The organism is Massilia suwonensis, from assembly GCF_042655665.1.
In the GTDB taxonomy this organism is placed as follows: Bacteria; Pseudomonadota; Gammaproteobacteria; order Burkholderiales; family Burkholderiaceae_D; genus Telluria; species Telluria suwonensis.
This window is the reverse complement of the sequence record NZ_JBHSMR010000013.1, coordinates 1657079-1669845: the sequence shown is the minus strand read 5'-3', so window position 1 is coordinate 1669845 and position 12767 is coordinate 1657079. Positions and strand designations below refer to the sequence as shown.

16 protein-coding genes are annotated in these 12767 nt (G+C 62.9%); 9 read left to right on the top strand and 7 right to left on the bottom strand.

Going from position 1 to position 12767, the window contains the following annotated elements; translation table 11 throughout:
- The first annotated feature begins 111 nt into the window (after nucleotides 1-111).
- Nucleotides 112-990 (top strand): alpha/beta fold hydrolase, encoded by an 879-nt coding sequence (locus tag ACFPQ5_RS15530; RefSeq protein ID WP_379757398.1) that lies wholly within the window; start codon nucleotides 112-114, stop codon nucleotides 988-990.
- 13 nt (nucleotides 991-1003) lie between these two features.
- Here ACFPQ5_RS15530 and namA read toward each other — a convergent pair whose 3' ends face one another.
- Nucleotides 1004-2050: an NADPH dehydrogenase NamA gene (namA, locus tag ACFPQ5_RS15525; protein ID WP_379757395.1), complete on the bottom strand. Its 1047-nt coding sequence runs from the start codon at nucleotides 2048-2050 to the stop codon at nucleotides 1004-1006.
- A 113-nt stretch (nucleotides 2051-2163) separates the two neighbouring features.
- On the opposite strand from namA, the gene ACFPQ5_RS15520 reads away from it, so the two are divergent.
- Nucleotides 2164-2568 (top strand): winged helix-turn-helix transcriptional regulator, encoded by a 405-nt coding sequence (locus ACFPQ5_RS15520; RefSeq protein ID WP_379757392.1) that lies wholly within the window; start codon nucleotides 2164-2166, stop codon nucleotides 2566-2568.
- An 84-nt stretch (nucleotides 2569-2652) separates the two neighbouring features.
- Here ACFPQ5_RS15520 and map read toward each other — a convergent pair whose 3' ends face one another.
- The 3 genes from map to ACFPQ5_RS15505 all read right to left on the bottom strand — a co-directional run bounded on the left by map (nucleotide 2653) and on the right by ACFPQ5_RS15505 (nucleotide 4133).
- Entirely contained in the window at nucleotides 2653-3420 is a 768-nt protein-coding gene (gene map, locus ACFPQ5_RS15515; protein ID WP_379757389.1) for a type I methionyl aminopeptidase, read from the bottom strand.
- A 2-nt stretch (nucleotides 3421-3422) separates the two neighbouring features.
- A complete protein-coding gene (locus tag ACFPQ5_RS15510; protein WP_379757386.1) occupies nucleotides 3423-3629 on the bottom strand; it encodes a ParD-like family protein in 207 nt (68 codons plus the stop codon).
- 105 nt (nucleotides 3630-3734) lie between these two features.
- Nucleotides 3735-4133 carry a GFA family protein gene (locus ACFPQ5_RS15505; protein ID WP_379757383.1) on the bottom strand — a complete coding sequence of 133 codons (399 nt, stop codon included), beginning with the start codon at nucleotides 4131-4133 and terminating at the stop codon, nucleotides 3735-3737.
- Between the two features lie 119 nt (nucleotides 4134-4252).
- On the opposite strand from ACFPQ5_RS15505, the gene ACFPQ5_RS15500 reads away from it, so the two are divergent.
- The 7 genes from ACFPQ5_RS15500 to bamC all read left to right on the top strand — a co-directional run bounded on the left by ACFPQ5_RS15500 (nucleotide 4253) and on the right by bamC (nucleotide 10268).
- On the top strand, nucleotides 4253-5086 hold the full coding sequence (locus ACFPQ5_RS15500) for a 3',5'-nucleoside bisphosphate phosphatase (protein WP_379757380.1): 834 nt from the start codon (nucleotides 4253-4255) through the stop codon (nucleotides 5084-5086).
- Between the two features lie 245 nt (nucleotides 5087-5331).
- On the top strand, nucleotides 5332-6216 hold the full coding sequence (htpX, locus tag ACFPQ5_RS15495) for a protease HtpX (protein WP_379757377.1): 885 nt from the start codon (nucleotides 5332-5334) through the stop codon (nucleotides 6214-6216).
- Entirely contained in the window at nucleotides 6217-6840 is a 624-nt protein-coding gene (locus tag ACFPQ5_RS15490) for an L-threonylcarbamoyladenylate synthase (protein ID WP_379757374.1), read from the top strand. It abuts the gene before it with no gap.
- A 57-nt stretch (nucleotides 6841-6897) separates the two neighbouring features.
- Nucleotides 6898-7551 (top strand): site-2 protease family protein, encoded by a 654-nt coding sequence (locus ACFPQ5_RS15485; protein ID WP_379757371.1) that lies wholly within the window; start codon nucleotides 6898-6900, stop codon nucleotides 7549-7551.
- Nucleotides 7551-8120 (top strand): class I SAM-dependent methyltransferase, encoded by a 570-nt coding sequence (locus ACFPQ5_RS15480; protein ID WP_379757368.1) that lies wholly within the window; start codon nucleotides 7551-7553, stop codon nucleotides 8118-8120. The genes ACFPQ5_RS15485 and ACFPQ5_RS15480 overlap by 1 nt, the downstream gene beginning before the upstream one ends.
- 61 nt (nucleotides 8121-8181) lie before the next feature.
- Nucleotides 8182-9066 (top strand): 4-hydroxy-tetrahydrodipicolinate synthase, encoded by an 885-nt coding sequence (dapA, locus tag ACFPQ5_RS15475; protein WP_379757365.1) that lies wholly within the window; start codon nucleotides 8182-8184, stop codon nucleotides 9064-9066.
- A 44-nt stretch (nucleotides 9067-9110) separates the two neighbouring features.
- Nucleotides 9111-10268: an outer membrane protein assembly factor BamC gene (gene bamC / locus ACFPQ5_RS15470; protein WP_379757361.1), complete on the top strand. Its 1158-nt coding sequence runs from the start codon at nucleotides 9111-9113 to the stop codon at nucleotides 10266-10268.
- A 252-nt stretch (nucleotides 10269-10520) separates the two neighbouring features.
- Here the strand turns inward: bamC and ACFPQ5_RS15465 are convergent, their stop codons facing one another.
- The 3 genes from ACFPQ5_RS15465 to ACFPQ5_RS15455 all read right to left on the bottom strand — a co-directional run bounded on the left by ACFPQ5_RS15465 (nucleotide 10521) and on the right by ACFPQ5_RS15455 (nucleotide 12687).
- On the bottom strand, nucleotides 10521-10814 hold the full coding sequence (locus ACFPQ5_RS15465) for a hypothetical protein (RefSeq protein WP_379757358.1): 294 nt from the start codon (nucleotides 10812-10814) through the stop codon (nucleotides 10521-10523).
- A gap of 268 nt (nucleotides 10815-11082) precedes the next feature.
- The gene (locus tag ACFPQ5_RS15460) at nucleotides 11083-11562 is read right to left on the bottom strand and encodes a DUF7931 domain-containing protein (protein ID WP_379757355.1); all 480 of its coding nucleotides are present in this window, start codon (nucleotides 11560-11562) and stop codon (nucleotides 11083-11085) included.
- A 3-nt stretch (nucleotides 11563-11565) separates the two neighbouring features.
- A complete protein-coding gene (locus ACFPQ5_RS15455) occupies nucleotides 11566-12687 on the bottom strand; it encodes a ribosomal protein uL16 3-hydroxylase (protein ID WP_379757352.1) in 1122 nt (373 codons plus the stop codon).
- Nucleotides 12688-12767 lie beyond the last annotated feature (80 nt).

Sequence of the window (12767 nt, the reverse complement as noted above, 5' to 3'; positions counted from 1 at the left end):
GCTATTTTACGCCCTAGCGTCCGCCTTCGCCGATTGGTGCAAAATGGGGATGGCCGGCAGGAATGCAAGGGCATAGGTATAATCCGAACGACCGTACTTTTTTGGCCTTCCATGAAACCTTCCCGTTCCGAATTCCTCACCATCCGCGGCCTGCGCACCCACGTGCGCCACTGGGGCCGCGAGGGCGCCCCGAAACTGTTCATGTCGCATGGCTGGATGGACATGTCGGCTTCCTTCCAGTTCGTGGTCGACCACCTGGAAGGCGACTGGCACGTGATCGCCAACGACTGGCGCGGCTTCGGGCTCTCCGAGCGCAGCCATTCGGATACCTACTGGTTCCCCGACTACGTGGCCGACCTCGACGCCTTGCTCGAGCATTATTCGCCGGAGGCGCCGGTGAATCTGCTGGGCCACAGCATGGGCGGCAACATCGTCAGCATGTATGCCGGCGTGCGTCCCGAGCGCGTGAAGAAAATGATCAACCTGGAAGGCATCGGGCTGATGGGCGCCAAGCCCGAGCAGGCGCCCAAGCGCATCGCGAAGTGGCTGGAAGAGCTGCGTAATCCGCCCGTGATGCGCAGCTATGCCAGCCTGGAAGAGGTGGCGGGGCGCCTGCAGAAGACCAATCCGCGCCTGCCAGGCGAGCGCGCGGCCTTCCTGGCCCAGCACTGGTCGGCGCAGAACGATGCTGGCGAGTACGAGATCCTGGGCGATCCGGCGCACAAGATGAGCGGCCCCTTGCTCTACCAGCTGGAGCAGATGATCGCGATGTGGAAGCGCATCACGGCGCCCGTGCTGTGGATCGAGGCGGCGCAGACGGAGATGTGGCGCTGGATGGGCCCGCAGGAAGAGATGCGCGCCGAAGTCGACCGGCGCCTGGCCTACATGGCTTCGGTCGAGCCGCACATCGTGCAGGACGCGGGGCACATGGTGCACCACGACCAGCCAGCCGTACTGGCGCAGCTGATCGAGGCTTTCCTGGCGAAGTAATCAGCCGTCAGGTTCATGCAGCCTTTTTAGTGTCCAGCCAGACAGCGCCGTAACGGGTATAGGACTTGGGGGTATCGATATATTCGCGCAGGTCGTCAGCTGCGCTGCGCACCCAGAACGGATCGCGCAGCATCTGGCGACCGACGAAGATCAGATCTGCGCGGCCGTTCTGGAGGATCTCTTCCGCCTGGCGTCCGGTTTGAATCAGTCCAACGCCGCTGGTAGCGATGCCGAGCTTCTTGCGCAGGAGTTCTGCTGCCGGCACCTGGTAGCCTGGGTAGGTCTCCACCTTGACCATTTTGATGCCACCCGAGCTGCAGTCGATCAAGTCGACACCCTGTTCCTTCATCCAGCGACCATATTCGAGGAATGACTCGGGTGTGTTGCCGCCTTCGGCGTAATCCGTGCTGGAGATGCGCACGAACAGTGGACGATCGCCCCATTCCAGTTTCACCTCATCGATAATCTCACGCACGATGCGGTAGCGGCCGGCAGCATCGCCGCCATAAGCGTCGGTCCGGATGTTCGCCAGCGGCGACAGGAATTCATTGAGCAGGTAACCATGCGCGGTGTGAATCTCTAGCACATCGAAGCCGGCCTCGCGCGCGCGGCGCGCGGCGCGGCCAAAGGATTTGACCAGTTCCGGAATCTCTTCGATAGCCACGGCGCGGGGCACCGGGCTTTCCGCGCTAAATGGAATAGCCGACGGTGCAATGCGGACGATCCCAGGCAGATCCGCGTTGCGGCCTGCGTGGCCGATCTGTGCACCGACTTTCGCGCCGAAGCTGTGCAGAAGGTCGGTTAGTGCACGCAGGCCATGCACGTGGGCGTCACTCCAGATGCCCAGATCGCCCTGTCCAATACGGGCATCCTGATGCACCGCCAGCGTTTCGGGAAAGATCAGGCCGGCCTGGCCCTGTGCACGCGCGCCATAGTGAACACGATGCCAATCGGTGACAAAGCCGTCCTCAGCCGCCATGTGCATGCACATCGGCGACATCACGACACGGTTGCGCAGGGTGAGGCCTTTGATTTCAAACGGGGATAACAACAAGCTCATTTCTTGCTCCGGTAATTAGGTGGAGCGAATCCTAACGTATATAATCAATGATCGTAAGTACGCACAATTTTGTGTTATACGCACATTTTTTATACTGTTAGGCGGAGAAGTTCATGCAACTCGGAATCCCACACGATGAGGTTCAAGCATTTGCCTGCCCTGTTACCTTTACGGTCGATGTCATTGGGGGCAAATGGAAATCTTTGATCCTGTTTCATCTCATGTCAGGCACACGACGTTTCAACGAACTGCGTCGGCTCATGCCGGAGGTAACTCAACGGATGCTGACGCTGCAATTGAGGGAGATGGAGGTCGACCAGATCATCCACCGCAAGGTATATCTTGAAGTTCCACCGAAGGTGGAGTACTCACTGGCTCCGCTTGGACAAACGCTGGTGCCTCTCATTACGACCATGCGTGAATGGGGCGCCGCGCATGAAGCGACTGTCATCGAATACAGGAAAGCCGCACAAGTAGAGCGTCAGGCCGAAGCTCAAACCTCGCTTGAACGGAATTGATGGTGAAGATGGATGCGAGTCGGAACGTCGGCTCTGTGCCCATTCATGTGCTAACGGTGCGTCGAACGATTTTGTCAGAGCTTCTCAAGCTATCATTTTCTCTTCCGGTCGCAGGGTCAGCACCCGCACCCCGTGACGGGTGACGGCGACCGTGTGCTCGAACTGCGCGGACAACTGGCCGTCGCAGGTGACGACGGTCCAGCCGTCGTCCTCGGTACGGACGGCGTGGCGGCCCTGGTTCAGCATGGGTTCGATGGTGAAGACCATGCCTTCGCGCAGCATCAATCCCGTTTGCGGCTTGCCCCAATGCAGGACCTGCGGCGGCTCGTGCATTTCGCGGCCGATGCCGTGGCCGCAGTATTCGCGCACCACCGAATAGCCGTGGCGCCGCGCATGGCGTTCGATGGCATGGCCGACGTCGCCGAGGCGCGCGCCCGGACGCACCGCCTTGATTCCCTTCCACATCGCCTCGTAGGTCACCTGCACCAGGCGCTTCGCCGGCGTCGCTACCTGGCCGACCAGATAGGTCTTGCTGGAATCGGCGATGTAGCCGTTCTTTTCCAGCGTGATGTCGAAGTTGACGATGTCGCCGCTTTGCAGAAGCTCGTCGTGGGAGGGGACGCCATGGCACACGACCTGGTTGCGCGAGGCGTTCAGTGCATAGGCGTAGCCGTACTGGCCCTTGCTGGCCGGACGCGCACGCAGGGTGTCGACGATCATGCGCTCGACGCGGTCGTTGACTTCCATGGTCGACATGCCGATCAGGGGCAAGGTGTCGAGATGGCTGAACACGGCCGCCAGGAGCCGGCCGGACTCGGCCAGCAGGGCGATTTCCTCGGGGCGCTTGGTCATCGCTAAGCCGCCCTGATCGTTTGCGGTACCACCCCGGCAGCCCTCAGCTCGCGCGCGACGAGCTCGTTGAAGGGCACGGTCGGGTTCATTTCGGCCAGCATGCCGATGCGGATCCAGAATGCGGCCTGCGCATTGATCGAGCGGCAGCCGACGACGCTTGCCTTGCGCAATTGGTCGTGCAGTTCCTCGTCGATGTTCACGATGCCCATGTTTATTCTCCATATATGAAACGTATATGGATCATATATTCATGTTGACGCCATTGCAAAGGAAATTTGCATTCCAGGCTCAGGATGCAAACATTATTTGCATGCCTATAAATGGCGGGTTTCCGCGGGTGGAATCTCCCATTCATCGTTGCGGCCGTCGAAATAACGCACCTGCGCGGCGATCAGTTCCTCCACCGGCACGTCGTCCAGGCTCGCTACCGTGACCGCGTGAAAATCGCCGAGACGCGGCGAACGGCCGGTCGAGAAGACGTTGATGCCGCAATGCCGGCAAAAGTAATGGCCGTCGCGTTTCGAATGAAACCGGTATTCGCTCAGGGCCTCCCTGCCTTCCAGCAGGCGAAAGGCGCTGCTCGGCACCTGCACGGCCCAGAAACGCATCTTCGTACAGATCGAGCAATTGCATTTGATGGTGCCGGCTGCGAGATCGATATCGGCTTCGTAGCGGATGGCGCCGCAGTGGCAGCTGCCGTGGACAGTCTTCATGGCTCGTGTCGTCAGGAAATTGCCAACTCTACCATTGCGCGCAACCGGAGCGGACGGCGTCGCCGCCCGGGCCAATGCGGCGTACAATGTTTGCTCGTCCAGAAAAGCGCGTCCGTATCATGTTGAAAGTCGATCTGCACTGCCATTCGAATGTCTCCGACGGCGTCCTCGCGCCCGAGCCGCTGGCCGCCTATGCGCGCAAGGGCGGCGTGGATGTCTGGGGCCTGACCGACCACGACGAGGTCGGCGGCATCAAGCGCGCACGCGCGGCGGCAGAGGAGCAGGGGATGCGCTTCGTGCCCGGCGTCGAGATTTCCGTCACCTGGGCCAACCAGACCGTGCACCTGGTCGGCTTGCGGATCGACGAGGACAATCCCGAGCTGCTGGCGGGCCTGGCCAAGACTCGCGCCGGACGCGACGCGCGTGGACGCGAAATTGCCGCGCAGCTGGAAGAAGCGGGCATTCCCGATGCCTATGAAGGCGCCCTGAAATACGTCGGCAATCCGGACCTGCTGTCGCGCACCCATTTCGCGCGCTACCTGGTCGAGTGCGGCAAGTGTTCGACGACCACCGAGGTCTTCAAGCGCTTCCTTACCGAGGGCAAGCCGGGCTATGTGCCGCACCGCTGGGCATCGCTGCCGGAAGCCATGAGCTGGATCCGCAGCGCCGGCGGCGTGCCGGTGATCGCGCATCCGGGGCGTTATAAATTCTCGCAGACGGCGGAAGATGCGCTGTTCGACGAATTCCGCCAGCTCGGCGGGAATGCGATCGAGGTGGTGACGGGCAGCCATACGCCGGATCAGTATGCGACCTATGCCGAGGTGGCGCGGCGCTATGGGTTTCTCGCTTCGCGCGGGACGGATTTTCATGCGCCGGGCGAGGCGCGCGTCGAATTCGATGCATTGCCGCCGCTGCCGGCCAATGTGACCCCAGTCTGGCACGACTGGTTTTAACCACCAAGGTCTGCCACAGGCGTAGGGTGGGCGCTCCGTGCCCACCAAACCCATGCGCTAACGCGGCGTATGCAATTGGTGGGCACGGGGCGCCCACCCTACGGAAAATCGTAACGCCACATCAACAAGCCGCGGTACCCCCATCAGCGGTTTAAGCCCAGCGTAAGCCCTCCACCCTTGAATTTTCCACATTGCAGCCTTATCTTGGCAGCCTGATAAGTTCATTCCTGCCTCGGAGGCACCCCATGAAGCGCATTGTGTTGTTCCTTGCCACCAACCTCGCGGTTGTGCTGGTGCTGACGGTCGTCCTGAACCTGCTCGGGGTCGGGCGGGCAGTGAGCGCGCAAGGGATCGATGTCGGCGCGCTGGCCGTGTTCTCGCTGGTGGTCGGCTTCACCGGCTCGATCATCTCGCTCCTGATGAGCAAACCGATGGCCAAGTGGTCGACCGGCGCGCGCGTGATCGAGCAGCCGCAGAATTCGACCGAGCTCTGGCTCGTCAACACCGTGCGCCAGCTGGCCGAGCGCGCGGGCATCGGCATGCCGGAAGTGGCCGTCTATGAGGGCGAGCCGAACGCCTTCGCCACCGGCGCCTTTAAAAACTCGGCCCTGGTCGCCGTCTCCACCGGCCTGCTGCAAGGCATGAACCGCGACGAAGTCGAGGCCGTGCTCGGCCATGAAGTCGCGCACATCGCCAATGGTGACATGATCACGCTGACCCTGATCCAGGGCGTGGTGAACACCTTCGTCGTGTTCTTCGCGCGCGTGGTCGGCTTCTTTGTCGACAAGGTCCTGCTGCGCAATGAAGGCGGCCGCGGCATCGGCTACATGGCGGCCGTGTTCGTCTGCGAAATCCTGTTCGGCCTGGTCGCCTCGATCATCGTCGCCTGGTTCTCGCGCCAGCGCGAATTCCGCGCCGATGCCGGCTCGGCCAAGCTGCTGGGCAGCGCGCTGCCGATGCAGAATGCGCTGGCCCGCCTCGGCGGCTTCGTGCCCGGCGCGCTGCCTTCGTCGATGAGCGCCTCGGGCATTTCCGGCAGCGGCGGCGGCTGGGGCGCGCTGTTTTCGACTCACCCGCCGATGGAAGAGCGTATCGCCGCTCTCCAGGCACTCCGCCAGGGAGCATATTGAATGGGCCAGTTCTTCCACATCCACGCCGAAAACCCGCAGAAGCGCCTGATCGCACAGGCGGCGCAGATCATCCGCTCCGGCGGCGTGGTCGCGCTGCCGACCGACTCGGCCTACGCGCTGGTCTGCCAGCTCGACGACAAGGGGGCGGTGGAAAAACTGCGCCGCGTGCGCGGCATCGACGACAAGCATCACCTGACGATGCTGTGCCGGGATCTCTCGGAGATCGCCCAGTACGCGCGCGTCGACAACGTCCAGTACCGCCTGCTGAAGGCGACCATGCCGGGGCCATACACCGTGATCCTGGAAGCGACGAAGGAGGTGCCGCGCCGCCTGTCGCACCCCTCGCGCAAGACGATCGGCCTGCGCGTGCCGGAAAACATGATCACGCTGGCGCTGCTCGAGGAACTGGGCGAGCCCTTGATCGGCACCACCCTGCAGCTGCCGGGCGACGAGCACATGCTGTCCGATCCGGACGAGGTGCGCGAGCGCCTGGAAAAGCAGATCGAGCTGGTGATCGACGGCGGCGCCGGCACGCTGGAACCGACCACGATCGTCGACCTGACCGGTGCCGAACCCGTCCTCGTCCGTGAGGGACGTGGCGATCCTGCCGCCTTCGGCCTGTAACAGGCTTCCAACAAGGAGCCGGGCCGTCGCGCCCGGCTCTGCTAGAATCGCTCCCTTATGGATGAAATCATTCGCAACATCGCAGTCTATGCGCTGCCCGTTCTTTTCGCGATCACCCTGCACGAAGCCGCCCACGCCTATGCCGCCCGCTATTTCGGCGACAACACGGCCTATGCGCAGGGACGCATGACGCTCAACCCCCTGTCGCACGTCGACCTGTTCGGGACGATCATCATCCCGATCGCCTTGTATCTGATGTCGGGTTTCGTGTTCGGCTATGCCAAGCCGGTGCCCGTCCAGTTCGGCAACCTGCGCAATCCGAAGCGCGACATGGCCTGGGTGGCGCTGGCCGGTCCGCTTGCCAACTTCATCATGGCCCTGATGTGGCTGATCTTCGCCGTGCTGCTGATCGCCCTGAACGTGGGCGAGGAATTCCCGCACAAGGTGGCGCAGGCGGGCGTGGTCACGAACCTGCTGATCTTCGCCTTCAACCTGTTCCCGCTGCCGCCGCTGGACGGCGGGCGCGTGCTGACCAGCATGTTGCCGAACCACCTGGCCTTCAAGTTCGCGAAGATCGAGCCCTACGGTTTCTTCATCCTGCTGGCGCTGCTGTATTTCGGCGTGCTGTCGTTCTGGGTGCAGCCGCTCATGTGGATCGGCGGCCAGGCGGTGAAACTGCTCGCATCGCCCATTACCATGCTGCTGACCTGATGCACGCGCCGCTCGACAAGCCATCCCCCTGGGTACGCCGCTTCGCCGCAAGCGTGCCGGCCGGCGAAGTCCTGGATCTTGCCTGCGGCAGCGGCCGCCACGCGCGCCTGTTTGCCGGGCTCGGCCATGAGGTGACCGCGGTGGACCGCGATCCGCAGGCGCTGGCAGCTGCCGCCGGTCCCGGCATCACGGCCCTGCAAACGGATCTGGAAGAAGAGGGCGCGCGCTGGCCCTTCGAAGCAGGCCGCTTCGCCGGCATCGTCGTCACGAATTACCTGCACCGCCCGCTGCTGGCCGACCTGGTGAACAGCCTGGCCCCGAACGGCGTGCTGATCTACGAAACCTTCGCGCTCGGTAACGAGCTCTACGGAAAACCCTCGAATCCGGCCTTCCTGCTGCGCCCCGGCGAATTGCTGCAGATGGCGGCGCAGGGCGGCCTGACGGTACAGGCCTTCGAGGACGGCGTGGTCAAGGAGCCGAAGCCGGCGCGGGTGCAGCGCCTGTGCGCCGCAGGGCAGGCCTTCGCGCAAACCGAGGCCAAGCTCGACCATTTAGTTGGTCAGGAATGAACCATATTGGCGGACGATCCGCTACAATCAGATTTTTCTTTTTCGGCACGTTCCACTGATTATGATTAAGGGCAGCATTGTAGCAATCGTCACCCCCATGTTTGAGGATGGCAGTCTCGACAAGGACGGCCTGCGCAAACTGATCGACTGGCACGTGGAAGAGGGCACCGACGGCATCGTGATCGTCGGCACCACCGGCGAATCGGCCACCGTCACTCCGGAAGAGCACGTCGAACTGATCAAGCTGGCCGTGGACCACGTCGCCGGCCGCATTCCCGTCATCGCCGGCAGCGGCGGCAACTCGACCGCGGAAGCGATCGCACTGACCCGCGCAGCGAAGGAAGTCGGCGCCGACGCCTCGCTCCAGGTCGTGCCTTACTACAACCGTCCGACGCAAGAAGGCATGTACCGCCACTTCAAGGCGATCGCCGAGGCGGTCGACCTGCCGGTGATCCTGTACAACGTGCCGGGCCGCACGGTTGCCGACATGAGCAACGAAACCATCGCGCGCCTGTCGACGATCCCGAACATCGTCGGCGTGAAAGACGCGACCGGCAACATCGGCCGCGGCATCGAACTGCTGCGCATGGTCGACAAATCCTTTGCCGTCTACTCGGGCGACGATCCGACCGCGATGACCCTGATGTTCTGCGGCGGCGCCGGCAATATCTCGGTCACGGCCAACGTGGCGCCGCGCGCCATGCACGAGCTGTGCGTCGCGGCCATGGCGGGCGACGTCAAGCGCGCGGTCGAGATCAACAACCGCGTGCTCGACCTGCACGCCAAGCTCTTCGTGGAGCCGAATCCGGTGCCGGTGAAATGGGCCCTGGCCGAGATGGGCAAGATGCCGTCCGGCCTGCGCCTGCCGCTGGCGCCGCTGTCCGATTCCTTCCACGACACCGTCCGCGGCGCCCTGCGCGCTGCCGGCCTGGTTCCGCAATCCTGATGCCCTCAAGGGTCCCCGGTTCACCGATCTGACATCGTAACGATATGACTAAAAGCAACAAGACGACCTCACTCTCTACGCCCCTGCGCGTGCTGGCCGTGGGCGCAATGGCGCTGAGCATGGCCGCGTGCACCACCGTTTTCGAATCCGACAAGGTGGACTACAAGTCGTCCAAGAAAGCCGCGCCGCTCGACGTGCCGCCGGACCTGACCCAGCTTCAGAAGGAAAACCGTTACGCCGTGCCGGACGCGCGCGGTGTTGCTACCGCCTCCGGCATGCAGCAGGGCGCCGCTGCCCAGGCGGGTGCGGGCTTCGTGCCGGCTGCCGGCGGCGCCGTCGTCGGCCCGGTCGCAACCGAAGCCGTGCGCGTCGAGCGCGCCGGCGACCAGCGCTGGCTGGTGGTCAAGCAGACGCCTGAACAGCTGTGGCCGCAGGTGCGCCAGTTCTGGCAGGACGCCGGCTTCAACCTGGCCGTCGAATCGACCCAGACCGGCATCATGGAAACCGAGTGGAACGAAAACCGCTCGAAGATCCCGCAAGACTTCCTGCGCAACACCCTGGGCCGCGTGTTCGACCGCGCCTACTCGACCGGCGAGCGCGACAAGTTCCGCACCCGCCTCGAGCGCCTGCCGGACGGCTCGACCGAGGTCTACATCAGCCACCGCGGCGCCGAGGAAGTCCTGACCGGCGCCCAGAAGGAAACCACCACCTGGACCGTGCGTCCGAACGACCCGGCCCTCGAAGCCCAGTTCCTGGCGCGCCTGGTGGCGCGCCTGACCGGCGCCACCGAACCGGCCCAGGTTGCCGCCGCCGAGACCACGGTGGCGAATGCCGTGGTCGCGCCGCAGCACGCCAAGCTGCTGGGCGACCGCGTCGAAGTCGACGAAGGCTTCGACCGCGCCTGGCGCCGCGTCGGCCTGGCGCTGGACCGCGTCGGCTTCACCGTCGAAGACCGCGACCGCGTGCAGGGCATCTACTTCGTGCGCTACGTCGATCCGGACGGCTCGAACAAGGGCGGCTTCTTCTCGCGCATCTTCGGCGGTTCGGACAAGGACAAGGAAGCCCAGCGCTACCGCGTGCTGGTCAAGGCCGAGCCGAACGCGAGCGTGAGCACGGTGACGGTGCAGGACAATACCGGCGCGGCGGATGCGACGGCGACGGGCAAGAAGATCCTGTCGCTGCTGAACGAAGAGCTGAAGTAATCGTTCACAGAGATGAAAAAAACCGGCCTTGGCCGGTTTTTTTTCGTCGTTACTTGGCGCTGAGATAAATGTAGGGTGGAGTCCCGACTCCACGCGTTACAGCGCACGCGCAGCTACAGAGCATGTCGTGAAACGCGTGGGGTCGGGACCCCACCCTACGATCAGCGCAGATCAGCCAGTGCCACAAGTTCCAGCAGTACGGACGAAAAAAAACCGGCCCGCAGGCCGGTTCTCAAATCAGAAGAATTCTGATTACTTCTTGGCAGCGTCAGCAGCAGCGTCAGCAGCGGTCGAAGCAGCCGAAGCGGCTTCCGAAGCAGCAGCCGAAGCGGTTGCAGCAGCAGCAGCGGCGTCAGCGGCTGGGGTGGTAGCAGCTGCGTCGGTGGTGGTGGTGGTAGCAGCTGGAGCAGCAGCGTCGGTGGTGGTGGTGGTGGTTGCAGCAGGTGCTTCAACAGCAGCTGGGGTGGTGGTAGCAGCTTCTTCTTTCTTCGAGCAAGCAGCCAGGGCAACAGCCATCAGGGAAACGATCAGCAGGGATTTTTTCATGGTTTTTCCTTAATTAAGTAAGTACTTGTTGTTGCGATGAATAATTACCGGTAATTATCGCTCGTTGGAATTCTCGTGTACTTTCATACTGGTAACAGTGCCTGATAGACAACGGAACCTTCCTAACCCGATATTATAGCCAAATTTACTGAATCGCAATAGAAAACACATGCCAAAATGGAAGTATTTTGTGAATTAATAAGCTTCATTTTGTTACAAGATGCTACAAACATCAAGGTCAGACTTTATGTGTTGACATACCTCTAATTTATAGGCCGCTCACGCTGGTTTCAAGGGTTAAAAGTGACTCTTCCCACAGCGCCTCGAAGCGATGCGCAGGCAGTTCAATCTCCGCTGGCGCATCGAAGGCCGCCTCGCCGCGCAGGTGGTCGCAGTGAAAACGGCGCACCGCATGCAGCCCGTCCGCCAACGCGAAGGAATCGCTCAGGTGGCGTAGCGAGCGCGGCGTCTGGCGGCATTCCACACGATGGCTGTAGTCGCGCACCGCGCGCAGAAAGCGCGGGCAATTGCGTTCAATGTGGCCGGTAGCGTGCAGCGCCAGGCGCAGGCTGCCGCCGTCGTGGAGAAAGGCGCGCAGGCGCGCCTCGGTGTCCGGCGTGCCCAGCGGCCAGACGATGAAATCCGGGTCGAACAGGTCGAGCCGCCCCTGCGCCCGGGCCAGCAGCGCGTTCCAGTGCGCCTCGAGCTCGCGGCGCGTGTCGAAACGGGCGATGGCCGGCTCGTTCACGGTTTAACCCAGTTCGACCCAGCCGTCGCTGTACCAGGTGTACAGCGCTTCGAGCACGTCGTCCGAGCCCTGCGCCAGCTGCTCGCCCGTCAGGCGGCGTTCGTTGGCCAGCACGTCGAGGACGATTTTGTCCGCACGGCTGACCGCGAAGGATTCGCCATTGATGAAGACGTGCTTGCCGCGGTAGAGCATCAGGCTCTTCGCCGACAGCTTCAGGCCGCGCTTGGCTGCCGTTTCCATGAAGCGGCCGACCGTGAGCGGCTTCGCCGGCGGGGTGAAGAACACGTTGTGCTTCGGCTCGGACATGTATTCGCCGAAAAAGACGGTCACGTCTTCCTCGTCCCAGCGCACCTTGTTGAGTTCCTCGGTGATGGAGGTGAGCATCTCGCGCGGGATCTCGGCCGGGTTTTTCGCCGGCTGCAGGTCCGGGTCGGCGTAGCGGCCGGGCAGGTCGATCGAGTCGGCCATGAACTGCAGGAAGGCTTCGCCGATTTCCTGGAACGAAGGGGAGCGGAAGCCGATCGAATACGTCATGCACTCGCCTTCGGCGATGCCGTCGTGCGCGTAGTGCGGGGGCAGGTACAGCATGTCGCCCGGTTCCAGCACAAATTCTTGTTCCGGGGTAAAGTTCGACAGGATCTTCAGCGGCAAGCCTTCGACCAGGGACAGGTCCTGCTGGGCGCTGATCTTCCAGCGCCGCTTGCCGTGCGCCTGCAGCAGGAACACGTCATAGGAATCGAAGTGGGGACCGACGCCGCCGCCGTCGGTGGCGTAGCTGACCATCAGGTCGTCCAGGCGGGCGTCGGGCAGGAAGCGGAACTCGCGCAGGAGGGCGTCGGCCTTGTCGTCGAACAGGTTGACGCCTTGCACCAGCATGGTCCACTCGCGCTGGCTGCGCGGCGGCAGTTCGGTGAGCGGGCCGTGCTGCATGTCCCACTGGCCGTCGCTGAGCGTCACCAGGCGCGATTCGACGTGGTTTTTCGTGGCGGCTTCGGCCAGCTTCTCGAACTTGAGGAGGGGCTTGAAACCGGGGATGGCGTTGCGGATCAAGAGGGGCTTCTTGTGCCAGTAATCGCGCAGGAATTGGGCGGGGGTAATGTTCCCGAGGAGCTGTAATTTTTTCATGCATCATTATAACCAGCCCGCCATGGCGTAGCAGCGGGCGGCAGCGGAGGAAGGGTATAATCCGATCCTTACAACGAAAG